The organism is Scytonema hankhaensis NUACC26 (assembly GCF_045865695.1).
In the GTDB taxonomy this organism is placed as follows: domain Bacteria; phylum Cyanobacteriota; class Cyanobacteriia; order Cyanobacteriales; family Nostocaceae; genus Scytonema.
In genome coordinates this window covers 1-24485 of sequence record NZ_BAACAP010000160.1, presented here as the reverse complement: position 1 = coordinate 24485, position 24485 = coordinate 1, and the positions used below count along the sequence as shown (strand labels likewise).

Sequence of the window (24485 nt, the reverse complement as noted above, 5' to 3'; positions counted from 1 at the left end):
GGTGAATGATGAATGCTGAATGCATCAATTCATAATTCATAATTCATAATTCATAATTATTTGACGGTTACGCTAACGTCTGCGGACATTCCAGGAGTAATTCGTGCCTCATAGCCTTTTATACTCTCTTTATCAAAAACAATTTTTACAGGAACGCGCTGCACAATTTTGGTAAAGTTACCTGTGGCGTTATCTGGTGGTAAAAGGGCAAATTGAGCGCCTGAAGCCGGAGAAATACTGTCAACACGACCCACAAAAGTATGATGGGGAAATGCATCTAGTTTAATTTCTACCTCTTGTCCCGGCTTCATGTCTTCTAATTGGGTTTCTTTAAAGTTGGCAACGAGCCAATATTCGTTACTCACAATCGCCATAACTGGTGTCCCTGCTTGTATCCGGTTACCAACTTCTACCGTTTTGCGCCCTATGTGTCCGCTCGTTGGAGCAGTTATGTTGGTGTAAGATAGCTGCAACTGTGCATCTTTTAAAGATGCTTCTGTTTGGGCGATCGCTGCTTTTGCAGCTTCGTACTGATTGCGGTTCACTGTTGTTTGTTGTCCGCTTGCAGTTGCTTGTTGCAAACCTCCCTTTGATGCTGCTAATTTTGCTTGGGCGCTGACGACTCCTTCTTGTGCTTGTGCTAGCTGAGATTGCGCTTTGGCTACACCAACTCTTGAGAAAGCAAGTCGCGCTTGTGCTTGTTGCACTGCTTGAAGAGCAGCACTTTTCTGTGCTGAAGCTACATCATAGGCTGCTTTGGCTGTATCTAATTGCTGGCGGGCGATCGCGCCTTGTTGATATAGGGTATTGTAACGGTTGTAATCGGCTTGGGCTTTTTGTAAATTGGCATCTACTTGTGCTACTTGTGCTTGGGCTGTAGGAACTCCTGCTTGGGCGACTTTGACTTCTGCTTGCGCCGCCGGAATCCCTGCTTGGGCTTCTTGCACGGCTGCTTGAGCTGTGGAAATTGCTGCCACTGCACCACTCACATCTCCTTTTGCTTGAGTGGTTTTAGCTGTGGTTGTTTCTGAAGCCAGAGCAATGTTTGCTTGTGCGGCTTCTGCTTGACGGCGAGCATTTTGTAATGCGGCTTCTGCTTGCTGTACCTTGCTTTGATAATCTCGCGGATCGAGTTTGATGAGTAACTGTCCCGGTTGCACCAACTGGTTGTCATCTACTAAGACTTGGCTGACTGTTCCGGGAATGCGACTGCTGATTTGGTGAACGTGTCCTGCTACTTGGGCGTTGTCTGTTTCTTGGTGGCTGGACGCATACTGCCACCAACGATAACCAAAACCACTCGCTGCGATCGCACCTACACCCAATGCTGCTAATATCAATCCCGTTGGCTTCTTCTGCTTCGGGGTTTCTGGTGGTTGTGGTACGGTTTCTTGATTTTCCACCTCAGATGGAGTCAGTACTGCAGTCTCTCCGTTTGCAGTTCTATTTGCTGTTACTGCTTCGAGTGTCTCCATATCCTTGATGAGTTCTGGTTCTAAAACTGCAGTTCTTTGTCCGTTACGTCCGTTTTTGTCAGTGTTTGTGAGTTTCATGATGACTTACTTCCCTGGTAGATTTTGAAAAATTGCTTAGAGTACGTAATATTTAGTTAGAATATATTTATTTCGTATGCGTAATATCATAAAAAGAAAAATTTGAGTTAACATCACCCGCTCGGGTGAATTCTATGACAGATTGTCAATTGCCTTACTCAGAAATTGGGAAAACTGTTCGCGTTCGGCGTAGGAAATGCCGCTCATTGCTTGCTCGCGAATCTCAACTGCTATAGGCGGTAACACGTTTTCGAGTTCTTTGCCAGCGTCGGTTAACCAGATGCGCCAGATTCTGCGATCGCGAGAATCGCGTTCTCGACGAATCAATTTTCGTTCTTCCATTCTATCAAGGACACCAGTTAAAGTACCGCCTACTTGTTGTAGTTTTTCCCCTATACTAGAAGTCGGTAAACCGTCTTCTTCCCACAAACAGCAGAGAACAACCCAGTGAAAGGGTGTCAAGCCGAAGGGTTCCAAACGTTCTGTAAACTTGCGAGCTAGGAGTTGTGAAAGAAGTTTGATGCGGTAGCCAGTCCCATAGGGAGCGCGAACTTGCTGCCAAGACGCCAAATCTTGAGAATTCTGTGGCTTGGAAACCATATCTAATTATTTAGTATGCGTACTATTTATTATGGCACATTATAACCAATTAGCAACTACCTTTTCCCACTCCGCTTGTCAATCATATCAGCGAGTAAAGCAAACATACTCAATTGAGTAGCAGCAACAAAAAGAATCAAAGTACGCTCGGTTAAATCGCGTCTGATGAAGATATCTTGGCAGAGTGTCATCAGAAAACCAGCGAAAAATAATCCTGCTACAGGTAAAAAGACTCGTAAAGGGGCAAAATACACTCCTACTCGCAGAATCAGTTGCACAAAACGTAAAGTGTCTTGAATGGGTTTAATCTTGCTTTTACCTACCCGATGATGGTAGTCAATGGGGACATAGTGAACGATGTAGTGATTGGTGAGCATTGCTAATGTAATAGTGGTAGTAAAGCTGAAGGTATCGGGTAGGATATTCAAAAATTCCTCAACTATGCTTTTACGGAACACCCTTAACCCACTATTCAAGTCTGGAATGCTCGTAGTGGAAATCCATTCAGCAAAACGAACTAAAAACCACTTAGGGATTTTACGGAGATTTGAGTATGTAACATTGTTGCCTATTCTAGCTCCAACAACCATGTCAGCGCGATCGCTAAGAGTTACTAATTCTGGAATCCGTTCGTTAGGATAAGTCCCATCAGCATCAGTAATAACAATCAGGGGATACTTGGCTTGGCGAATTCCTGATTTTAGAGCTGCACCATATCCCCGATTTCTGATATGTTCTATTATACGAATGTCACTGTGGGAGCTTAAAATATTACTAGTCTCATCTGTAGATCCATCGTTAACTACAATAATCTCGTACTGACAGTTAGCTAAGTTAAGGGTACTGCGCAAATTATTTAATGTAGCTGCAATGCTTTTTTCTTCGTTATATACAGGCAGAACAAGCGAAAAAGCTGGACATACAGATTGTGTAAATTGAGAATCTTTACCTGTTCGCGTGTCTGGCTGCATGATGATTTCTTAAAAGTTATGTTATATAGCAATACTAAATCATTTGAGAAAAGTTAGAACCTCGACTTTTTTAAGAAGTCGGGGTTCTGAACTCACTTTTTATTGAAATATAAATTATTCCCAGAAAATGGCAGCAACTGACATCTATAACTCATTTACATCTTTAACTAAAAAAAATAAAAGCTCTACCATCTTTTGGTTGACTTTAAGTATCGCTGTGGTAATTGTTTATAGTGCGATCGCTATATTACCCGCCTTTCAACATCAATACATCATTCAAGACGACGCCCGACAGCATATTTTTTGGATGCAACGATTTGTAGATCATCAATTGTTTCCAAAAGATTTGATAACAGATTACTTTGAATCTATTTCGCCACCAGGGTACAAAGCTTTTTATCAAATCCTAGCAATTATAGGAATCAACCCAATTTTAGCCAGTAAGATTCTACCAGTTTTACTGGGTATAATGACAACAGTTTATTGCTTTGGGATTTGTGTAGAAATCTTGCCAATACCACTAACTGGTTTTATCGGTACGCTGTTGCTGAATCAGGGTTTATGGCTGGGAGACGATCTTCTTTCAGCAACATCTAGAGCTTTTCTCTATCCTTTTTTCTTTGCGTTTACTTATTATCTCCTGAAGCGAGCGTTATTTCCATGCCTTATATTCCTAGCCCTACTGGGATTATTCTATCCTGGATTTGTGCTAATATCTGTTGGCATTTTAATTTTGCCAATTTTTAAGTTTCATAATGGTTTACTACGATTATCTAGAGAACGTAGCGATTATTTGTTTTGTGGATTGGGAATATTAGTTGCATTCGGAAGTCTGCTCCCTTATTTTTTAGATGCTTCGCAATTTAGTCCCTTAATGACTGTAAAAGAGGCTAGAACATTACCAGAGTTTCTCTCATCTGGAAGGATGAGTTTTTTTCATGATGAAAATCCATGGCGATTTTGGTTTTCTGCAAGTCGTGCTGGGCTGAGAATATCGTTTAATCCACCGATAGTTTTTCTGGGACTCTTTTTACCTCTGTTACTGCAATTGAAAGCTCGTTTTCCTCTCGTTCAACAGGTACGAGAGAATATTTCTACACTAACCCATCTAATTATTACTTCCTTATTTTTGTTTTTTGCCGCGCATATTTTGCTGTTCAAGCTGTATCTTCCAAGCCGATTTACAGTGCATAGTTCTAAAATTATTCTAGCTTTAGCTACTGCGATCGCACTAACGTTAATATTAGATGCTATTCTTAATACGAGTCGCAAACGTAGAATTTTAGGAATTTTTACTACAGTCATCGTTGGGACATTCATTGTTTTCTATCCCAATATAATTTGGAAAAATAATTTTCCCAGTAATAGTTATGTAGTTGGTCAAACAACAGGTTTATATCAATTTCTTCAAAAATACCCTAAAGATACCCTCATAGCATCTTTGCTAGGAGAGGCTAACAACATACCAAGTTTTGCTCAACGCCCTATTTTAGTTGGGAGTGAATATGCGATCGCATATCATATTGGATATTACCGCCAACTTCGCCAACGACTAGCGGATTTAATTCGCGCTCATTACAGCCCCGATTTAGCAGATACTCAGAATTTGATTCAAAAATACGGGGTAGATTTCTTATTGGTAGAAAAAGGAGTATTTACCCCAGAATATATCACAAAAAATAAATGGTTGCGTCAATATTTGTCACCAAAATTACCAGATGATATGCTAGCAAAATTAATGAGAGAAACTTTAGAGAGTTTGCAAAAAGGAACACTTCCCGCTTTATCTAAGCTTGTTCAAGAGTGTACCACATTCAATGCTGGAGAATCAATGTTGTTGGACGCTAAATGTATTGTTAAGAAAATAAATCTTAATTAATACCAAAATCTCCTCACATTGGAAATGCTACAGTGTACATATAAATTTGAATTAATTGTTTGATTTTACCCCACCCTAACCCTCCCCTTTCCAAGGGGAGGGAACTGAAAATCCGAGCTTTTATCTTTTCTAATAAAGGGAACTGAAAATTCGAGCTTTCATCTCTTCCAATAAAGGGAACTGAAAATTCGAGCTTTCATCTTTTCTAATAAAGGGAACTGAAAATTCGAGCTTTCATCTTTTCTAATAAAGGGAACTGAAAATTCGAGCTTTCATCTCTTCCAATAAAGGGAACTGAAAATCCGAGCTTTCATCTCTTCCAATAAAGGGAACTGAAAATCCGATTTCCCCCCTTTCCAAGGGGGGACTAAGGGGGGTAATTTCAACTTGTGTGTACCCCATATATATTAGAAATGTAGAGTTATACAAACAAAACATACCTACACTAGTTGATTAGATACAAAATGGTATGTAAATCCCTGAATTTTAAAAATGTTAAAAAAATCTTTATTGATAGCTTTAATTTGTTTCTTGCTTTTCTATGTTGCTGCACCCGCAAACGCTATTCCTATCCGAGAAGTTCCCAATCCTCATGTAAATAATCGAGATTGGGTGACAGATATGGCAGATTTACTCAGCCCTGAAACAGAAGCCCAGTTAAATCAAGTTCTTTCTAATTTGGAGAAGAAAACAGGAAATGAAATAGCTGTGGTGACAGTGACAGATACAGCACCTAGTTCTAGCCCAAAGCAGTTTGCAAGAGACCTTTTTTATTGCTGGGGACTTGGCAAAAGAGGAAAAAACTATGGTGTATTATTTTTAATTTCTAAAGACGAGCGTAGAGTAGAGATTAAAACTAGCGAAGGTACTCCATCAGTTTTACCGAATAGGCGTGTAGAGGAAATTATTGAGTTACAAATCATTCCTCAATTTAAATTAGGGGAATTTTCTTCAGGAATAGTTGCTGGAACACAAGCACTTGTTTCTTCTTTATCCGGTAATCAATCCCGTTATATGGAGGATAGAGCTAAATACCATCCCGAAGCAATTTTCTTCGGATTCATAGGAATTGCTTGCATAGGAAGTGCCATCGCAATTGCAAAAGCTTTAAGTCATCCTTTACTGGAACCCAATGGTCGTTCTCGGGTAAACAAAACTGAAAAAGATGAAGTGGCAAAATGCGCTCAATGCCGACAGCCAATGGAGAAACTGAACACATTATCGCTTATTTCTTACCTTAGTAAACCAGAGCAAGCCGCTCAAACATTAGGTAGCGTTAGTTTTGAGGGGTGGCGGTGTCAAAAATGTTATCCTAACCCTACCGATGCAGGAGTTCATATCCGTGCTTATGCACCCAAAAGTCGTAAATTTATTATGTGTCCTACCTGTAAGGAATTGACGGTGGAACGTACATCACAGATTGTGCAACAAGCCACTACAGCCAACCCCGGTCAAAAAATCGTGACTGAAAAGTGCTATTGTTGCGACTATTACATAGCGAATGTTACAACAATACCAGCAATAAGTGCGGACTATTCTAGTGGTTATTACGATGGAGGTGGTAGTTCTGGAGGTGGTAGTTCCGGGGGCGACTGTGGAGGAGGTGCTGGTGGGAGTTGGTAGATAAAGCGCACGATCGCGCGTCACGAGCGCCAAAAAATTGTGAAATCTGTTTCAGTGAAGCGTTTAAGGCAGAACAGGAGGATTTGTGACGTTAGTTGAGGATTTGACGAGCAGTGAGTTAAAATACCTTCGTCAAATAGCAGATATTATTGATGCAGTATTTTGGCTAGCAGATGCGAAGGAGTCGCGCATTCTCTATGTTAGTCCTGCCTACGATCGCATTTGGGGACGCGATCGCCAACGCTTGTATACTCACCAACATGAGTTTTTTGAGTCGATTCATCCCGATGACAGGGAACGAGTACGATCTACCTCATCGCGTTGTGTTTTGCAGGAACGATTTGAAGTCGAATATCGGGTAGTGCGTCCTGATGGAGAGGTGCGTTGGGTACGCGCTCGCTGCTTTCTGATGCGGGAGCGAGCCGGAGTGCCCTATCAAGTGGCTGGTTTTGCTGAAGACATTACCCAATACAAACAAACAGAACTTGCCTTTGTTGCGGCAGACTTACAAGATACGCAGCTACTACGCGAACTAGGGGCGCGATTGGTGAATGAAGGCGATGTTCAAACGCTGTATCAAGAGATTTTGTTTGCTGCGATCGCTTTAATGCGGGCTGATGCCGGAACAGTGCAAATTTTAGACGAAGCAACACAGGAGTTATTGTTGCTTGCTACGCATGGCTTTGAGCGGAACATGACCGAGCATTTCTACCGCGTGAATGCGAGTTCTAATACTTCCTGTGGTATCGCATTGAAGAATGGCTTACGCACTTTCGTTGATTTTGACGTGCCGGAGAGCGAAGACCCCGATGGTTCACTGAGAATGCATGTGGAAGCAGGTTATCTCTGTGCCCAATCCACTCCGCTAGTAACCCGTTCTGGCAAACCCATCGGTATGTTTTCGACGCATTGGTGCGAACACTGCCGCCCCACCGATCGCGAGTTGCGGTTTCTCGATTTGCTTGCTCGCCAAGCTGCCGATCTGATTGAGCAGCGACAGACACAAGCAGCTCTGCGAGAAAATGAAGATCGCTTCCGCATGGCGCTTGAATCTGCCCAATTAGGCACTTGGGACTGGAATCTAAGTACCCATCGATTGATTTGGGATGAGAATTGCAAAGCCATGTTTGGTTTACCTCCAGAAGCCGAGAGCAGCATTGAAGTCTTTTTTGCAGGATTACATCCCGACGATCGCGAACGATTAGAACAGGTGATACAAGTGGCTCTGAACCCAGCAAGCGGCGGCAAGTATAACACTGAATATCGCACGATCGGGATTCAAGATGGGATTGAACGGTGGATTACGGCAAGAGGACAGGTTTACTTTGATTCTGCCAACAATCCAAAACGCTTTGTTGGCACTGTACTCAATATTACTGAGCAAAAACGCATTGAAGTAGAACGAGAACAACTGCTTGCCCGCGAGCAAGCGGCACGAGAAGAAGCAGAAAACGTTAATCGCATCAAAGATGAGTTTTTGGCAGTACTGTCCCATGAGTTGCGATCGCCCCTCAATCCGATTTTAGGTTGGTCAAAACTGTTGCAAAACCACAAGCTAGACGAAGCGAAAACCCAGCAGGCATTAAAGACGATCGAACGTAATGCCCAACTGCAATCGGAACTTATTGAAGATCTGCTGGATGTTTCCCGGATTCTACAAGGCAAGCTCAACCTCAATGTCGAGCCGCTCAATCTACCAACTGTCATCCAAGGAGCGCTTGAAACCATAAAACTCGCGGCAGAAGCCAAATCAATTCAGGTAGAGGTAAATCTTGACCCAGAAGTCGGACAAGTTTTGGGTGATGCCACCCGTTTGCAGCAGGTTGTGTGGAACCTGCTCTCCAATGCGGTTAAGTTCACACCTGTAGGCGGTTGGGTTGAGATGCGCCTAGAGTCAGTGGAAAATCAAGCTCAGATCGCTGTCTGCGACAATGGCAAAGGCATTACCCCAGAATTCTTGCCCCATGTGTTTGACTACTTCCGCCAAGAGGATGGAGCAACCACTCGTAAGTTTGGCGGATTAGGGTTAGGGTTGGCAATTGTTCGTCAGATTGTGGAACTGCATGGCGGCACAATTCGAGCAAAGAGTCATGGCGTTGGATTGGGAGCCACTTTTACAGTTCGTCTTCCGCTCATGCCAATTCAGTCATCAGTTAATCCAAATCCCGATTCCCCGTCATTTTCTGGTAATTTGAATGGGATTCAAGTCTTAATTGTGGATGATGACGCCGACTCGCGAGACTTCATTGCCTTTGTGGTAGAGCAAGCTGGAGCAAGCGCGAGCACCACTGCTTCTGCTACAGAAGCCATTGCTACGTTAATGCAATCCCACTTTGATGTCCTCCTGAGTGATATTGGTATGCCAGAGATGGATGGGTATATGCTCATGCAACAAGTGAGATTACTATCACCAAAGCAAGGGGGACAGGTGAAGGCGATTGCCTTAACTGCTTATGCCGGAGATTTCAATCGGCAGCAGGCGTTACAAGCTGGATTTCAGCAGCATTTGAGTAAACCTGTAGACCCAGAGGTGTTGGTAAAGGCGATCGTCAATTTAACGAGCAGTGGCTTTTGAAATCACAAACGTTTCAGCAACTCATCATACTCATCATGTGCTCCAATCCAGAACCAGTAGATGTGGTTTGACTGCAGCAAATCGAGCACGCGGTAATTACTGTTCGTCGGGGAGTTTTTCAAGTTCTGCTATGACGACGAAGGAGTTCAGTCATATTTCGACAATAAAGGCATTCACTGCCGTGGAACGCTTCTAAAATAGCTCATAATTATTGCAATGAGCAGTTTCTGCAAATCTTATAACTTAAGGTAGGAAATATTCATAGTTCTGAGAATTTAAATTGGACATCGTGTATGAAAATTACATACCAAGGTCAGTACAAAAAAACTGCTTTAATTACAGGGGCAGCTAGTGGAATTGGTTACGAATTAGCACACATTTTTGCCCGTAATACTTATAATCTTGTCTTAGTGGATAAGAACGGACAAAAGCTTTCTAAAATAGCGGACAAATTCCAACATAAGTTCGGCATTTTTGTGAAAAATATTATTAAGGATTTATCTGTTTCAACAACTCCAGAAGAAATTTTCATAGACTTACAACAAGCATCCATAAAAGTCGATGTACTGGTGAATAATGCTGGATTTGGTAATCATGGCTTATTTAACGAAACCAACCTCACTGCTGAACTGGAAATGCTACAGGTCAATTTGGTGTCTCTCACCCATTTAACTAAATTATTCCTGAAGGATATGGTCAACCAAGGTAACGGAAAAATATTAAATGTTGCCTCAACAGCTGCATTTCAACCTGGACCTTTGATGGCGGTTTATTCTGCTACTAAATCCTATATCTTATTATTTTCGGAAGCACTCGCGAATGAGTTAGAGAATACAGGTGTTACTGTGACTGTTCTTTGTCCAGGACCTACTGAATCTGCTTTTCATGAAACAACGGGGATGGCTGACTCTGAACTGGTTAAAAATAAGAAGATGATGAGTGCAAAAACTGTAGCCAAGATTGGCTATAGTGGGCTAATGGCAAACACAACTCTTGTTATTCCGGGTGTGAAAAATAAGATATTGTCGGAATTAGTAAGATTTACGCCAAGAAAGCTAGTGACAAAAATAGTGAGAAGTATACATGAGGGAAAAACTAAAGTTATATAATTTACACACTTTCTCTGCAAAACATTACTTGTGGTGTTAGGCTAGGGTGTTGATTTTGTGGGCAATTGCCGAAACCCAATTGACCGTAACTCAGTGTATTACATGGAACCACCTAATTTCCCTTATTTCATGTAATACACTGGTTAGGTTTTAGCAGATCCACAATTCTTTTGTTTCCTTACCCAGTCAGACATTAATTCCTATCACCCTTTCAAGCAGGAGCGAACGTACAGTAATGATTTGTCTCGCAACAAGTAGAAAGCTCCATCTCTAAATTCAATGGTTGCTTTTGACTGTAAGATTCCCGACTTTTTAAAGAATACAGCTGGTCAATGAGAGATGCCTCCCCTCATCCCTTGACTCTCTTGACTCTCGTTCCTAGCCGGAGGCTAGGAATGCATTCCTAGAGGCTCCGCCTTGCCATGTATATTGAGCACTCTTAGGCTGAGCCTCTAAAGAAGGCATTCCCTGGCTCCGCCAGGGAACGAGGTGAGGAGTCTGACTTATTAAGAGCCTACAGCATCCGTAAAAATTGTTGGGGCTCTAAGCAAACTATGAATATTTACCCCAATCGTTTGCTACGAAAAACTCGAACAACGAGGAGAATAAGAAGAGCGATCGCTAAAACTATTGCCAAATTTCTGACAGTTGCTTTATCCCAATTTTTTACACCAACCGCAACTAATGCCCAAATTGTAACTCCTATATAAGCGCTATCTTGATACTGAATTGCAATCGCTGTAGCAACAACTGCTGCTACTATCAACAAAATCAACGTCCATATTTCTCCAGAAATTCCTCCTCCATCCCAATTCTGAGCATATAAAGCACAAGCCACATTCACAATTGTCGCCACACTAATCCATCCCAAGTAAATACTAATAGGAAAGTGTACGCACCACTTTTTGATACGAGAAACAGGATTTTTACCAATTTCCAATCGCAGGTAAGCAACAATGAGAGGTAGTAAAATGCCTAACATAGCGACGACTGAAAGAAAAAAGAGTCTACTTAGAAAAAAGTATACCCAGATACTTTGAGCTAGACTGGCGATGACCAGCAAATAACCTATATTGCGTAAATCTGAATCCTGCTTTTGATTGGGAAGAAACTGATAAACTGCAAAAGCAAACAAACCCAGGTAAATCAAACCCCAAATTGCAAAGGCATAGTTAGCAGGAATAATGAGAACATCTCGAAACAATGTATTAGAAATTTCACCAATACTTAGCCCATTCAATGGAAAGATATTAGAGATAACATTCACTACAAAAGCAGCAATAATAGTAGCTAGTGTAAGAAGTTGACGAAGAAAATCATTGTCTAATCGGAAGTTAGACTGCTGCATGGTTTTATTTCAACAAAATCTATTTTTCTTCTAGCTTATAATTATAATTGGGCTGGCGGAGACGCCTGTACCATAAGAGTGAGTTTATAGGCAAGTGTTTACGATACGGCTATAAAGCCGTAAGCTTTGCTATCGCAACTGATTTATCTTTAATATCTAAAATGGTATATTGACCAATAAACTCACCTCTGTTTAATCGTTCTATTTCCTCAAGCCAACAAAAACCTTTGTATTCTATACCCCAGTCCATAATTGTACGAGTTGCTTGAAATTTATCGTGTAGTTTTTGTGCTAATTCAGCATACTTATTCTTGATTTCGTCACCACCTCTTTCAAATGCTCTCTCCATTATTGAGATTTTAATAGCTTGTATAAAGTTCTTAGTAGGTACACCTTTGTAGGCAATAGTAATAACAAATTCTGGCATTGAGTATGCTATGGCTCCATATGTAGACCATTGTGCCAAAGTTGCTAGGGCTTCACTTGGTTCAGTAATGTATTCAGGCTCGGGTTCTTCATTCTGAGTTTCATTAAGTATAAGCATTGAATCTTCATCTAAAACTCCTCCCATTTTTTCAACGATTTCATGGGTATCATAGACAGCCTTCTCTGCCTGAATGCCATTTGGTATAAGTATAAATATTTGATAGGATTCACTCATGATTTTAGCTTATCTTTATTCAGTAGTTGAATTAAATTTACCTTTTGCACCGTACCCAAAACACGATAAGGCTGAGACACCAAAGTCATTTTTTTTGTAGGAATCCAAGCATAGCTAGCAGCCGGAAGTTCAGAAACTTGTTGTACCTTCTGTCCGTGATGAGGAGTGTAGAAATTGAGCAAAACTCCAGTTTTTCCCCCTGTCTGTACGAAGTTAATGGGTGAAGAAGACAAAATTCGAGCAATCTCAGGCTGATGAATAAAAGCTTTTATCTCCGGGTTATAGTCACATAAGATACCAGTACCACCAGCAACAGCTAAAGTTAACCAAGCAGGAATTAACCAACCTGCTATCCAATAGCGAACTGTTAAAAACTTTTGACTGTAATGGTAACGAGCAATCCAAATTATGGGTAAAATCAACCAACCGATTCCTGATACCAATCCCATCTCAGCATATTTGCGAACTTCTGCATCACCTACACTAAAAGCCACAACACTTGCTATGAGCAGTATAACGCCCAACCCACCAAAGGCATAAGTAAAATTGCGGGCTAAGGAGGAGGGGGGGAGGGAGGAAGGGAGTGAGGGAGTGAGGGAGTAAGGGATTCTTTGTGTATTTTGTCTCCTTGTTCCTTTGTTAGTCTCCATAACTAAACGAAAATTGGTATAACCCCTACCCAACCAATTCAAACCCACAGCAGCAAGTAAAGCAATGAACGGATAGAGGGCGAGACTGTAGTGAGGTAGGCGAGTCGGGAAAAGAGTCAGTTCGACAAATAATGTGAGAGGAAAACCAATAAGGATGAGATGGTAGCGAGGAAGGGGACGACGCAGAACTACTCCCAAGCCTAAAAGACTAACAAAGAACCAGGGAAATGCTCGAACTGGTAAATTCCAGAAATAAAACTCTAAACCATTATTATTTCGTTCGCCAGAACTTAAATTAAGTACAAAGTTGATTAATTCTGCAAAGCTGTTTTTGCCATAGTACTGGAAGTTTAACCAAAGCCAGATACAAGTTGGAATTAAACCTACGACAAAACCCAAGTACAACATTGGGTTGGTAAGATGACGATGGCGGCGATGTTCCCAAATAAGGTAAGGTAGCAAAGCGACGATGGGTAAGACAATCATGAAGCTTCTGACTAAGAAGCCCAAACCAAAACTTAAACCAGCAAGAAAACTCCAGACAAAGCGGGATTGGGGATGTAGTTCCGCTTTTAAGAAAGACCAAATAGCCAAAAGCACCAAGAAAATCATAGGTACATCGGGTGTACCCAAGCGACTGTATTGCAACCAAAGGAATTCCACACTTAAAATGGCAGCAGCTAACCAAGCCACTTTTTTTCCTAAAAGAATTCTGCCGATTTCGTATAAAAGTAATACGCACAGTATACCCGCGATCGCACTTGGCAGTCGCACGCTGGTTTCATTAATTCCGAACAACGTATAAGCACTAGCTATTAACCAGTAGGGACCTGGTGTTTTATGATGAGGCGTTGACCACGGATGTATCCAGTCTCCTGACTCTACCATGAAACGCGATCGCCAAGCATAAAGACCTTCATCGTGTGCCATCAAGCTGTCTTGTCCCGAGTTAAACAGTAGTAGCGTCAGTGTCCAAAATAACAAGCTTATATAGGGAAGACCGGGCAAAATCTCAGTAAAAACCCTATTCCGATAAATAAATTGTACTTTATATAACATTTAAGAATTCAGCCAAATATTTGTTTGGCTCCTTTAGTTTTTGTATCTATTACTAGAATACGTATTGTGGTATCAAAATTGTTCCAATGCCATTAAAACCAGAGCAACGCGACAAGCTAGACGTTACAGATGACACGCTGTTTTACGAAAATCCCCGCTTCGTCACTCATGTGGATGAAGGCTTTATTCAACAGTTGACTGACTTATACCGCGAGCGACTCAAACCCAATACTCGCATCTTTGATATGATGAGCAGTTGGGTGTCCCATTTACCAGAGGAGATGGAATTTGACCATGTAGAAGGACATGGGTTAAATGCTGAGGAGCTAGAACGCAATCCACAATTGAATCATTACTTCGTACAGAATCTCAACGAAAATCCCCGACTTCCTTTACCAGACCAAGATTTTGATGCTGTACTTAACTGTGTTTCCGTTCAGTACTTACAATATCCAGAAGCAATTTTTTCAGAAATTCACCGCATTCTTAAACCGGGTGGTGTAGCAATTGTCAGCTTTTCCAATCGAATGTTTTTCCAAAAAGCAATTCAAGCGTGGCGCGAGGGTAGTGAAGCGAGCCGCGTTACACTCGTAAAAAGCTACTTCTCTTCTGTACCAGGTTTTTCTTCACCAGAAGTTATTGCACGTCAGTCAACAACTCCCAATGTATTACAGTGGTTGGGGATCGGCGGAGGAGATCCATTCTATGCTGTCATAGCGTATCGTAATTGAGAATGGCGATTGGCGATTGGTTATTAAGACTCTCTAAGGGATGTCCAACAAACAAATCTCCCCAATCTTGTGGTACGGGCTTCTGGCCCGTCATTAATAAAGTACGGGCCAGAAGCCCGTACCACAAGAGAAAGTTGATTATTTTTTTATTTGAAAGTCCCTAACCCCTAGCCCCTACCTTACGGTAGTTGCGCTCAAAACTTATCAGAAAGTAAATTTTTCAGGTAAACGCTACAGAAAAGCTGATAATTAGTTGCCTGTAGATTAAGCACATGGAGGAGGCAAAGATGATTTTCCCTCGTGTCCGTAGAGTATTGGTTGCTTTATTGTTATGTTTGTTACTAGTCACAACCGGGTGTGCAACGAAAGCACCCGGACGATTCGACCAAGTACAGCAAGAAAGTAGCAAGCAAAGAAGCGGTCAAGCTGTTGCTAAAGAAGCAACTCAAGGTAGTGAATTTAACAAGTTCTTCCCTTCTGCTGGTGCTGGTTATCAACGAGTTTTTACCCAAGAGAAAAAAGGTTTTGCTGAAGCTAAGTTGAAGCAAGACGGTAAAGATATAGCCATGTTAGCTATTTCTGATACAAAAAGTGTTCCTGGAGCGGCTGCTAGCTACTCAAATAGCACGACAAAAATAGCTGGTTATCCCGCACGGCAATTAGGTAATACTCAAACATCAGTACTAGTTAACAATCGCTACCAAGTCAAAGTGATTTCCCGCGATCCGTCATTTACAGCAAGCGATCGCGAAGCATGGATACAAAAATTTAACCTTAGTGGTTTGGCAAAACTAGATTAAGTGGGGACTGGGGAACTCGGGGTCCCCTCTGGGGATAAGGGGCAATGGGGACTGGGAAATTCTTACTCCCACTACCCAATCCCCAATCTCTAATCCCCAATCTCTAATCCCCAATCTCTAATCCCCAATCTCTAATCTCTAATCCCCAATCCCCAATCCCTAATCCCTAATCCCTAATCCCCAATCCCCAATCCCCAATCCCCAAATAATAAGGAGTATTTCGTGGCTAAACCTATTTTTGAACTGGTTGATGAATTACCAACCGGCGGCTTAACAGTGTCAATGTTGAATTCGCTGGATTTCGTAGCTCCGGGTGAATGGCATAATGTGGTTGGATTTGTCAATACCATCAAAACTGTAACTGGCGAAACTGATGACAGCCTAATTCAAGCAATTGGTGAAAGAGCAATTTATCTCTACAACGATCGCTCTCAGGGATACCAACGCGCAATGTGGCTCTATCAAACTGTTGACAGCACAGATAGAGCGCTTGGTGCAGCCGCATTGGCAAATAAAGTTGGTGAAAAAATTCCTCTTTTTGGCTTTCTTAACAAAGTAACCCCCAAATCTGATAAAGCCCAAACGATTGATTTATGTCTAAAGTTAGTTGCTGAATTGGTAGCTTTCTGTCAAATCAACGGTATTCCCGGAGACAGTATTGGAGATTTTGTTGCTTCTTTAGGTGAGTACAGTGGTGAGTCGCTGATCCGCATGGTTGCCTTAGTTTGTGTAGATGGCTTACTACCTCTCGGTCCGGACTTTATCAACCATGCTTTATCCAGAATTAGTCAGACAAACCCTCAAGAATTGGAACAGAATGCCACTTACAAAAATATTCAAGATGCGATTCCTGGTGGTGATTCTCGCGGAAAGCTTAACTTTATTGGAGAAAGCTTTGACTCAGTTAAGGGTTGGATGAGCGGTATAGTTGCTTCTAATGGTTTAACACCTCAAAAGGTTGCCCACAACTTGCAAAGCTTCCTTGATGTTGCTGATAATAATCTCGACTATTTAGCTGCATTCCTGGATGTTTCAACCAACTACTACGAGCATACAGGGACGCAGACTTTGGCACGCCGTCTCATTGAACGGGCATTTGCTGAAATTTAATTCTTCCAAGTATTTACCTGAAATCAACCTAATGGCTGGTTTTTAAACCCCCATTAGTTACGTATATTGATACAGGTGATGTGCTTGTTCTTTTTCCGTGAAGGCACGGCAGTGCCGTGCCCTTACTTTGGTAATTTCACTTGCCGTACAATTACAGGCAAGTGAGGTTCAAAATTCCGGAGATTTTCCAAATTCTCAAACTTCCCTGTTGTTGAAGCTTTGTCAAAAGCAGTTGTAATAACGTAAAGGGCTTTGCCGTCAAAAGCAACATAGCCGCGATGTTCTTCATGGGAGCCACCTTGTTTTTTCAGCCCTGCAAATCCGTAAGAGACTCCTTTCAATTGACCGACTTGCACTGTTTGTGGTGGTTGGGATGAGAAGGTAATTTTGTTACCATACTCTTTCTTACGATCTTTTGCCAAAACGTTGTAATGTTCGGAAGTCCAACGTTCTAGTGCTGAAGTGACCTGGTTTTGGTTCTTCGGGTCTTGGTAATTGATTTTGGAATTTGCTGAAATACCAGCCTGTACTAGCATTTTTTGAAAATTCGGTAGTTTGTCTAGAGGGTAGACTCCTATCTCAACCGTACCCAAAACTTTTTCTTGAGAAGAGACGCAAAGTAAAGGTGCAGTTCCTTCACAAGGTGAAACACTCCAGCCTGATGGGGCGCTTGTTTTTCCTAAGATGGTCTTCCAGATATTGCCTTGAATTGTTTGTGAGTTAGAAGCACTTGCTTGGACAACCGCTGGTTGCTGCGATTTGTGCTCGGCAGAAAATTTAGAGAAGGCTTGTATTAAGCTAAGTGGTGTTAATACTGAAACGACAAGAGCACCAAAGAGAACGTGATAGAGTCTCAACATAAGTTTTATAAATAGAATTTGTCTTACTATTTGGGATTTTAGATTTTGAATTGAAAAAGCCTTAACTGGGCTTAATTTCAACTAACTATCTGTTGCATTCTTGTTTCATAGTGGTATAAGGTGACAGATACTATTATCTGCAAGCTTTGTGGATATCTTATGAAGATTCAGCTATCTTTTCCCATATTCCGGATTGGAGATTGGGGATTAGACATAGTTATTAGTACTTTCTCCCTTATCCTCCTTGTCCTCCTTGTCTCCCTAGTCCCCAGTCCCCAGCCCCCAGTCCCCAGCCCCCAATCGCTATTTAGGACAGGTTTTATCCGTAAAATTACACTGATAAATATAAGGTTCCTGCCAACTTAAAGGAATTTCTAGCAAGTCTCTCGTACCTGTCATTCCTTGCCCAATAAATAGTAACAAGGCAACGCAATTTAAAATTGTGTGAATTGTACGCCAACGATTCGATCTATGCCAAACAGTGGAAATACGAAAAAGACTGCGATCGCTGGATGGACAAGACCAAGAAAATCTGCTAACTCCATAGAACACCTTTTTACAAAAACCTGTTTACATAAAACGTTACAATTTTGTTTTTTGCGATTCTAAAACACTACTTCATGGTGTATTTCGCTACTTTAAGGCAACCATTGGAGCAACACTCCTCCTCAAATTCAATGCTAAGGTTACTTTAAAGCGTATTTTTAGCAGTTAAATGAATACAAGCTGAGAATTTGAAAAAAATACCTTAGTAGTCAGTCCACCAAATTGATATTGAAAATTTTGTTGAAGCCGCGCATTCTGTTTCATAGAAAAGGCGATCGCACTCCCCTTGCTGTTACTAAGTTTTGAAAAAATTTATGGAACCGCAGCCTGTAGCAGCCCGTAGCGGATGAATCTGTACGTCATTCTGGTGAGAACTGCTGTGTTTATGTCGGAGAGTTAGTCAAAAGTGCTGCAATTGCAGTGACTAATTTGGTGGGATCGGCTGGTTTAGAAATATATAGTTGAAATCCGGCTGCAAAAACTTGTTGCTGTGTCGCCTCTCCAGCGTATGCGGTTAGGGCGATCGCGGGGATTTTTCCTCCTCGCTCGACGCTGAGCGATCGCAATTTCTGGATCAAAGCGTAACCATCAACTTCTGGCATACCCAAATCGCTCAACAGCACATCTGGCTTTGACTGTGCGATTGCAGCGAGTGCTTCATTGGCTGATGCTACAGTTGTAACAATTGCTCCTTGCTGTTCCAATAGAAAGGCTAGAAAATCGCGTGTATCAGCCTCATCATCTACAACTAACACCTGTATACCTTCTAGTGGAGCGCAAACCATAGAAAATGGATAGGAATTGTTAAGTACCTTGGAATCTTCCCTTGCTAACTTCTGACTTTGTTGCGACGGTGGCAAACAAACTGTAAATGTTGCGCCTTTTCCTTCACCAAAGCTCTCTGCCCAAACTCTACCACCATGAAGCTCGACAAGCTGGCGTACAATCGCTAAACCAAGTCCTAGTCCACCCGTTCTGCGGGTGATGCTACTATCTGCTTGGCGAAAAGACTCAAATACATATGGCAAAAAGTCAGCACTAATACCCTGACCTGTATCCTTAACTTGGATTTGTGCCTCAGAACCAATTTGTTCTAAGTAGACTTCCACCTTTCCACCAAGTGGTGTGAATTTGACCGCGTTAGAAAGCAGATTCCAAATAACTTGTTGAAGACGGTTGCTATCGCCCTTTACCCGTCCAATTTTTTTGTCCAGGTGTAGGTGAATTTGAATTGATTTTGCTTCTGCTGCTAATCGTACTGTCTCTAAAGCAGCTTCAATAACAGAAGCAAGATTAACGGTTTCTAAATTAAGTGCGAGTTTGCCCCTAAGAATGCGGGAAATATCTAACAGATCGTCAATTAATTGTACTTGTAGTTCGGCATTGCGTTCGATGGTTTCAATGGCACGAACGCTAGTGGCTTCGTTTAACGAACGTTTTTTTAAGAGCTTTGCCCAACCTAATATTGGATTTAGAGGAGAACGAAGTTCGTGAGACACTATTGCAAGGAATTCATCTTTAATGCGGTTTGCTGTTTCAGCTGCTTCTTTTGCTTTCTGGCGTTCTTCTGCTATAGCCAATGCCCGATCGCGCAAATTCCTATATTCTTGAACTCGGAACGTTAAATCGGTGACATCCTGAATTGAGAAAAGGGCATAGAAACCATCTCCAGTTAATGCAGGTACAGATGTAACTGTTGTGTGCTGAATGCGGTATCTATCCGGTGCTACAGGTACGGGGATGACATATTTATGCAATTGAGAAGAAAAGATTGTGGGGGGTCCACCTTCAAAAATTTGGTGCAAACGGCTCCCATAACGAGATTGATTTAGATGAGGAAAATATTCATAAATCGAACTTCCTAAAATCTGACTTCTCAGAATTTTTGTCCATTCCTCCAAACAGGAGTTCCAGAATAAAACAGTGTAATCTGAATGCAAAACAAAACTTCCCAAAGGAATTCGATCTAGAAGGCTAAATTTTTCTTGAGCTTGCTCAATTTCGTTTCTCATTTCATCAGGATATCTTTGATTTTTTGCTCCATTTAATCACTTTTCTGATTCAGGTAACTCCAATCTCTTTAATTACATTAATTAATGTCTCGAATGTAGATACCTCAAAAACTAAAATAATATCTCCAATAATTTCTAATTCTTCAATTGTAAAACTTGCTTTTGCAAGTAAAATTTTAGAGTTATTCAAATTTGTAGATAATAATAAATTATCAACTGTATCTTCTAAGTATACGGGCAATGTGTAGTTCATGTGCTGCTCGAGCACATTAGCGATCGAACCCATCACCCCATTAATCACAATATTACCAATTTCACTGAGCGTGCCAATTTTAACGGCATCTAAGTCAGCCGATCCTGGTTCTTCACCTGTAAGAACTGTAACTAATGTGGATGCGCTTTCTGTCGGAAAAATCAAACCAGCCGTTCCAGAAAACGAACCAGTAAAGCCTAGTTTTACAGCCGCCAAACTATCGCGTTCAAATCGTGTTACTAATTCTTGATAAGCTTCTGAAGCAGTCAAAACTTTCACAAACGGAATTTCCAAACGAATGTGCGAGTCTAGCATCTCATTGAGTAGACTGGCTGCTCGACCAACTCCGATATTAATCAATTCTTGTAAGGCATCTAGTTGATCTGCTGTCACATTCATAGGAGCTTCATTCCTTAATATTAAGAACTTGCTGAACTGCCGATCGCAATTCATTTTCTTTTGGCGGTTTATTAATAAAGTTGACTGCTCCCAAATTATAACTCCGAGCACGCGATCCTTCTTGAATATCGGCTGAGATGATAATTGTGGGAATTTTTAATCCTTCATCTTGTAAAGCTTTAAGAAATTCAAATCCGTTCATGTCTGGCATTAAAAGATCGGCTAAGACACAATTAGGCTTGCGATCGTGAACTATTTCTAATCCTTCACGTCCATTAGTTGCTTCTACGATCTCATAGCCGTTTCCTTGCAGAAACTTACGGATCATTCGGCGAGAAAATGCTGCATCATCGATAATTAGAACTAATGCCATCAGCTTTGCCTTTGGATTTGTTAAACCATAATTATTGATTATACGTTAATTGTTCTGCTCTCAGCATCATGTAACCGATAACAAATTCCCTTGTCAAATTGCACTCGCTTGAATGATTTATCTAGGTTAATGGTCGTTTCACCACTACCAAGAAAGAGAAAGCCATCTGGTCTTAAGTGCTGCTTCACCTTTTTCAGTAAAGCTTTCTTAGTTGCTATATCAAAGTAAATTAAAATATTGCGTAAAAATATAATGTCTATTTCGGGCAGGGATGACCAAGATTGCAATAGATTAATCTGACGAAACTCTACCCTTTGGGAGATGACTTCTTTAATTTTCCAATCACTACTTAGTTTTTGAAAATACTTTTCGCGAAGTGGTTTCGCAAGTCCGCGCTTAATTTCTAGCTGATTGTAACACCCTTTACTAGCTCGTGCTAATACCTTACTGGAAAAATCACTGGCAATCAGCCGTACAGACCAATTGGCAAGTACGGGAAAATGTTCGTTAATGAGCATGGCGATGCTGTAAGGTTCCTGTCCGTTGGAACAAGCAGCACACCAAATATTTAGCGATCGCTCAATAGCTCGTTTTTCGATCAACTCTGGCAACACAAAGTCTTTCAGTGCTTCAAAGGGGTAAACGTCGCGGAAAAATGACGTTTCGTTGGTAACTAGCGCCTCAATCGCTTGAGTGTGAAGGCTTCCGAACGGCTGAGCCTGTAGGTAAGTTACCAATTCAGCAATTGAAGAAAATCCTGCTGATTCTGCAATTGGCTGCAAATATAGCTCTGCCAAATAAGTTTTATCAGCATGCAAGACAACTCCAGAATGATTATGTACTAATTGACGAAGATAGTCAAAGTCAGCGGTACTTACAGCCATAACATACTTTACTACGTACCTAAAATCGGATCTCGATAATAACGAATTCTGTACAGGATTTCGGCTGCCATTTGCTCGAGGGGAACAACTCGATCGGCAAGCCCTGCATTTACAACGAATCCGGGCATTCCCCACACCACACTACTAGCTTTGTCTTGTGCAAGCACCTGTCCTCCTACTTCGCGGATACATTGGCAACCATTTAACCCATCTTGTCCCATCCCTGTTAGTATAACCGCCATCGCCCCAGCACCATAAACCCGTGCAACCGAACGTAAGAGGACATCAACTGAAGGGCGACAGGAATTTTCGCTTGGTGTTTGATGTGTAGCCAGTCGAACTACAGTTTCTTCTCGTTCCACAACCATGTGATAATCTCCTGGTGCAATCCAAACTTGTCCGGGTTCTAGGACTTTTCCAGGAATCGCTTCATCAACTCGAATTTGACACTGAGAGGATAATCGTTCGGCTAATAGTTTTGTAAACATTGGAGGCATATGTTGCACGATTAGGATGGGAACCGGTAAATCGGCGGGAAGTTTCCCGAGCAGGGTAGCGAGGGCGTTGGGTCCTCCGGTAGAAACCCCAATTGCGACAACATTTACTTGTTTTACCTTATTGCGTACAGGAGGAACAGCTCGATCGGTTATTGTCGTTGGCGTTGGTGAGGGAGTTGTTCTGACACCAAGTACCTTGATTTTGGGGATTAAATCTTCACAGATATGTTGGTTTGCTGCCTCCACACTTCCAAGATTACTAGGTTTTGTGACGTAATCTGATGCACCTAAAGAGAGCGCTTCAAGTGTAGCGATCGCCCCAGTGCGCGTGGAGGTGCTGAACATAATGACTGCTAAGTTTGGATAAATTTGTCGAATTGCCGCAAGAGTTTCTAAACCATTCATCTCTGGCATCTCGACATCCAAAAGCACGACATCAGGATTAACAAGAGGAATCTTGGCTAGGGCAATTCGACCATTGGCAGCAACTCCTACAACTTCTAGTTCTGGATCGCTAGACAAAATCTTACTGACTCGAGAGCGAACTACAACTGCGTCATCTACAACAAGCACCCGGATCTTGGGCATAACTATACTAATATTTAAATTTGTTAACAGCTTTCTGTAAATCTGCTGCCATACGAGCTAGCTCTGCGGCGGCTTGTGACATATTACTAGCTCCAGCCGTTGTGCTTTGAGCATTGAGCGCTACAACCCCAATATTTTTGGTAATATCTGATGTTCCTTTGGCGGCTTCAGCGATATTCCGAGCAATTTCATTCGTGGTGACTGTTTGCTCCTCAATAGCACTCGCAATGGTGCTTTGCAGGTCGTTCATTTGGTTGATAATATCAGTAATCTGAGCGATCGCATCAACTGCACTTTTGGTATCGATTTGAATTGCTTCAATTCGCTGGCTAATATCTTCGGTAGCATTTGCCGTTTGTTTGGCTAGTTCCTTCACCTCGTTGGCGACTACAGCAAATCCCCTACCTGCATCCCCAGCTCTTGCAGCCTCAATCGTAGCATTAAGTGCTAGTAACTTTGTTTGTTGAGCGATGGAGGTAATGTCCCTAATGACTTTACCAATTTCAACGCTACTTTGACCGAGTTTGTCAATTGTTTGGTTTGTGCGATCGGCGGTTTTCACTGCCTCAGTCGAGACTTTTGCTCCTTGAGCAACAGTTTTGGCAATTTCTCGAATACTGGCATTCATCTCTTCTACCGCAATTACAACTGTACTAGTATTCTGATTTACCTGTTCTGCTGAGGTAGAGGCGGAAGTCGCCTGTTCTGCTGTTTGTTTGGCGTTGTTAGTCATTTCTTGACTAACTGCGGTTAGTTCTTCTGCAGAAGATGCAACTGCAGTTGCAACCTCTGCCATTTGTCTAATAGAAGATTTCAAGCTGGTAATCATTTGATTGGCATTATTGGTGAGTTGCTCAAACTCTCCGGTATTGTGTTCCTCAATATGCTGAGACAAATTTCCTTGAGCAACGGCAAGCGTGACTTCACTTATACTTTTGAGCTGCTCTGTTAGATTTAATGACATCCGGTTCAAGTTGTCGAGCAATTCTTTCCAAGAACCTTTCGCTCCTTTGACAACGGCTTGAGCACCGAACTTTCCTTCTGTCGCAATTTCGGATGTTAAGTGATTAACCTGGTTGACAAAGCTTTGATTCCAACTCACCCATTCATTAAAAACTAAAGCAATTTCACCCAAGCCATTATTCTCGATTGGTAAACGGACGCTCAAATCGCCGTTTCGGGCTGCTTTCATTGCTTCTAGTAACGGTTGCAGTTTCACATCTGTAGCACTGCGATCGGTCTCTGCCGAATCTGTACTATTTACCGAAGAAGATTTAGAATTGGCTGTTTTGCCAGCCCGATTTGTAGTCATTACTTAGCAATCCTTAGAGAATATTTATAAATATTTGAAAATTCATGATTGATGTATTAAATATTTTTTACCCCACCCTAACCCTCCCCGAT

20 protein-coding genes and 1 pseudogene are annotated in these 24485 nt (G+C 41.7%); 7 read left to right on the top strand and 14 right to left on the bottom strand.

All coding sequences use genetic code 11. The features are described 5' to 3' along the window. Positions 1-56: 56 nt before the first annotated feature. The 3 genes from ACKTT2_RS12675 to ACKTT2_RS12665 form a co-directional block, all read right to left on the bottom strand. Entirely contained in the window at positions 57-1553 is a 1497-nt protein-coding gene (locus ACKTT2_RS12675; RefSeq protein ID WP_407887271.1) for an HlyD family secretion protein, read from the bottom strand. Between the two features lie 132 nt (positions 1554-1685). Continuing rightward, positions 1686-2153 (bottom strand): MarR family winged helix-turn-helix transcriptional regulator, encoded by a 468-nt coding sequence (locus ACKTT2_RS12670; protein ID WP_407887269.1) that lies wholly within the window; start codon positions 2151-2153, stop codon positions 1686-1688. A 56-nt stretch (positions 2154-2209) separates the two neighbouring features. Beyond that, positions 2210-3124, bottom strand: coding sequence for a glycosyltransferase family 2 protein (locus ACKTT2_RS12665; protein ID WP_407887267.1), 915 nt, complete (start codon positions 3122-3124; stop codon positions 2210-2212). A 127-nt stretch (positions 3125-3251) separates the two neighbouring features. On the opposite strand from ACKTT2_RS12665, the gene ACKTT2_RS12660 reads away from it, so the two are divergent. From ACKTT2_RS12660 to ACKTT2_RS12645, 4 genes are all read left to right on the top strand, one after another. Further along, the gene (locus tag ACKTT2_RS12660) at positions 3252-5003 is read left to right on the top strand and encodes a hypothetical protein (protein ID WP_407887265.1); all 1752 of its coding nucleotides are present in this window, start codon (positions 3252-3254) and stop codon (positions 5001-5003) included. A gap of 492 nt (positions 5004-5495) precedes the next feature. Next, entirely contained in the window at positions 5496-6626 is a 1131-nt protein-coding gene (locus ACKTT2_RS12655) for a TPM domain-containing protein (RefSeq protein ID WP_407887263.1), read from the top strand. Between the two features lie 85 nt (positions 6627-6711). Next, a complete protein-coding gene (locus ACKTT2_RS12650; protein WP_407887260.1) occupies positions 6712-9201 on the top strand; it encodes a PAS domain-containing protein in 2490 nt (829 codons plus the stop codon). A gap of 293 nt (positions 9202-9494) precedes the next feature. Next, entirely contained in the window at positions 9495-10310 is an 816-nt protein-coding gene (locus ACKTT2_RS12645) for an SDR family NAD(P)-dependent oxidoreductase (RefSeq protein WP_407887258.1), read from the top strand. 562 nt (positions 10311-10872) lie between these two features. On the opposite strand, the gene ACKTT2_RS12640 is transcribed toward ACKTT2_RS12645, so the two are convergent. From ACKTT2_RS12640 to ACKTT2_RS12630, 3 genes are all read right to left on the bottom strand, one after another. Beyond that, a complete protein-coding gene (locus ACKTT2_RS12640; protein WP_407887256.1) occupies positions 10873-11658 on the bottom strand; it encodes a TspO-related membrane protein in 786 nt (261 codons plus the stop codon). A 109-nt stretch (positions 11659-11767) separates the two neighbouring features. Continuing rightward, complete coding sequence (locus tag ACKTT2_RS12635; protein ID WP_407887254.1) at positions 11768-12319, bottom strand: hypothetical protein; 552 nt, start codon at positions 12317-12319, stop codon at positions 11768-11770. Then, entirely contained in the window at positions 12316-14028 is a 1713-nt protein-coding gene (locus tag ACKTT2_RS12630; RefSeq protein WP_407887252.1) for an ArnT family glycosyltransferase, read from the bottom strand. Before ACKTT2_RS12630 ends, ACKTT2_RS12635 begins: the two co-directional genes overlap by 4 nt. An 86-nt stretch (positions 14029-14114) precedes the next feature. Between ACKTT2_RS12630 and ACKTT2_RS12625 the strand changes: the two genes are divergently transcribed. The 3 genes from ACKTT2_RS12625 (at position 14115) to ACKTT2_RS12615 (ending at position 16669) form a co-directional block, all read left to right on the top strand. Continuing rightward, positions 14115-14759 carry a methyltransferase domain-containing protein gene (locus tag ACKTT2_RS12625; protein WP_407887250.1) on the top strand — a complete coding sequence of 215 codons (645 nt, stop codon included), beginning with the start codon at positions 14115-14117 and terminating at the stop codon, positions 14757-14759. A 287-nt stretch (positions 14760-15046) separates the two neighbouring features. Next, positions 15047-15559 carry a hypothetical protein gene (locus ACKTT2_RS12620; RefSeq protein WP_407887249.1) on the top strand — a complete coding sequence of 171 codons (513 nt, stop codon included), beginning with the start codon at positions 15047-15049 and terminating at the stop codon, positions 15557-15559. 222 nt (positions 15560-15781) lie between these two features. Continuing rightward, on the top strand, positions 15782-16669 hold the full coding sequence (locus ACKTT2_RS12615; RefSeq protein ID WP_407887247.1) for a hypothetical protein: 888 nt from the start codon (positions 15782-15784) through the stop codon (positions 16667-16669). A 122-nt stretch (positions 16670-16791) separates the two neighbouring features. Here ACKTT2_RS12615 and ACKTT2_RS12610 read toward each other — a convergent pair whose 3' ends face one another. The 8 genes and pseudogenes from ACKTT2_RS12610 to ACKTT2_RS12575 form a co-directional block, all read right to left on the bottom strand. After that, on the bottom strand, positions 16792-17529 hold the full coding sequence (locus ACKTT2_RS12610; protein WP_407887245.1) for a hypothetical protein: 738 nt from the start codon (positions 17527-17529) through the stop codon (positions 16792-16794). A gap of 303 nt (positions 17530-17832) precedes the next feature. Further along, positions 17833-18000, bottom strand: a pseudogene (locus tag ACKTT2_RS12605) (DUF4079 domain-containing protein); the annotation flags it as partial. A gap of 458 nt (positions 18001-18458) precedes the next feature. Next, on the bottom strand, positions 18459-20087 hold the full coding sequence (locus ACKTT2_RS12600; protein WP_407887243.1) for an ATP-binding response regulator: 1629 nt from the start codon (positions 20085-20087) through the stop codon (positions 18459-18461). A 49-nt stretch (positions 20088-20136) separates the two neighbouring features. Continuing rightward, positions 20137-20739: a chemotaxis protein CheX gene (locus ACKTT2_RS12595; protein WP_407887241.1), complete on the bottom strand. Its 603-nt coding sequence runs from the start codon at positions 20737-20739 to the stop codon at positions 20137-20139. Between the two features lie 7 nt (positions 20740-20746). Then, a complete protein-coding gene (locus ACKTT2_RS12590; protein ID WP_407887239.1) occupies positions 20747-21112 on the bottom strand; it encodes a response regulator in 366 nt (121 codons plus the stop codon). A 38-nt stretch (positions 21113-21150) separates the two neighbouring features. Then, positions 21151-21996, bottom strand: coding sequence for a CheR family methyltransferase (locus tag ACKTT2_RS12585; protein ID WP_407887237.1), 846 nt, complete (start codon positions 21994-21996; stop codon positions 21151-21153). Positions 21997-22007: 11 nt separating this feature from the next. Further along, positions 22008-23081: a protein-glutamate methylesterase/protein-glutamine glutaminase gene (locus ACKTT2_RS12580; RefSeq protein WP_407887235.1), complete on the bottom strand. Its 1074-nt coding sequence runs from the start codon at positions 23079-23081 to the stop codon at positions 22008-22010. Between the two features lie 7 nt (positions 23082-23088). Next, on the bottom strand, positions 23089-24393 hold the full coding sequence (locus ACKTT2_RS12575; RefSeq protein WP_407887233.1) for a methyl-accepting chemotaxis protein: 1305 nt from the start codon (positions 24391-24393) through the stop codon (positions 23089-23091). Positions 24394-24485 lie beyond the last annotated feature (92 nt).

Bases quoted from the DNA above. Each gene is read 5' to 3' on its own strand.
- ACKTT2_RS12575 (WP_407887233.1), bottom strand. From the start codon at position 24,393: ATGACTACAAATCGGGCTGGCAAAACAGCCAATTCTAAATCTTCTTCG.
- ACKTT2_RS12675 (WP_407887271.1), bottom strand. From the start codon at position 1,553: ATGAAACTCACAAACACTGACAAAAACGGACGTAACGGACAAAGAACT.
- ACKTT2_RS12620 (WP_407887249.1), top strand. From the start codon at position 15,047: ATGATTTTCCCTCGTGTCCGTAGAGTATTGGTTGCTTTATTGTTATGT.
- ACKTT2_RS12590 (WP_407887239.1), bottom strand. From the start codon at position 21,112: ATGGCATTAGTTCTAATTATCGATGATGCAGCATTTTCTCGCCGAATG.
- ACKTT2_RS12635 (WP_407887254.1), bottom strand. From the start codon at position 12,319: ATGAGTGAATCCTATCAAATATTTATACTTATACCAAATGGCATTCAG.
- ACKTT2_RS12670 (WP_407887269.1), bottom strand. From the start codon at position 2,153: ATGGTTTCCAAGCCACAGAATTCTCAAGATTTGGCGTCTTGGCAGCAA.
- ACKTT2_RS12610 (WP_407887245.1), bottom strand. From the start codon at position 17,529: ATGTTGAGACTCTATCACGTTCTCTTTGGTGCTCTTGTCGTTTCAGTA.
- ACKTT2_RS12655 (WP_407887263.1), top strand. From the start codon at position 5,496: ATGTTAAAAAAATCTTTATTGATAGCTTTAATTTGTTTCTTGCTTTTC.
- ACKTT2_RS12630 (WP_407887252.1), bottom strand. From the start codon at position 14,028: ATGTTATATAAAGTACAATTTATTTATCGGAATAGGGTTTTTACTGAG.
- ACKTT2_RS12600 (WP_407887243.1), bottom strand. From the start codon at position 20,087: ATGAGAAACGAAATTGAGCAAGCTCAAGAAAAATTTAGCCTTCTAGAT.
- ACKTT2_RS12660 (WP_407887265.1), top strand. From the start codon at position 3,252: ATGGCAGCAACTGACATCTATAACTCATTTACATCTTTAACTAAAAAA.
- ACKTT2_RS12625 (WP_407887250.1), top strand. From the start codon at position 14,115: ATGCCATTAAAACCAGAGCAACGCGACAAGCTAGACGTTACAGATGAC.
- ACKTT2_RS12580 (WP_407887235.1), bottom strand. From the start codon at position 23,081: ATGCCCAAGATCCGGGTGCTTGTTGTAGATGACGCAGTTGTAGTTCGC.
- ACKTT2_RS12585 (WP_407887237.1), bottom strand. From the start codon at position 21,996: ATGGCTGTAAGTACCGCTGACTTTGACTATCTTCGTCAATTAGTACAT.
- ACKTT2_RS12640 (WP_407887256.1), bottom strand. From the start codon at position 11,658: ATGCAGCAGTCTAACTTCCGATTAGACAATGATTTTCTTCGTCAACTT.
- ACKTT2_RS12665 (WP_407887267.1), bottom strand. From the start codon at position 3,124: ATGCAGCCAGACACGCGAACAGGTAAAGATTCTCAATTTACACAATCT.
- ACKTT2_RS12595 (WP_407887241.1), bottom strand. From the start codon at position 20,739: ATGAATGTGACAGCAGATCAACTAGATGCCTTACAAGAATTGATTAAT.
- ACKTT2_RS12645 (WP_407887258.1), top strand. From the start codon at position 9,495: ATGAAAATTACATACCAAGGTCAGTACAAAAAAACTGCTTTAATTACA.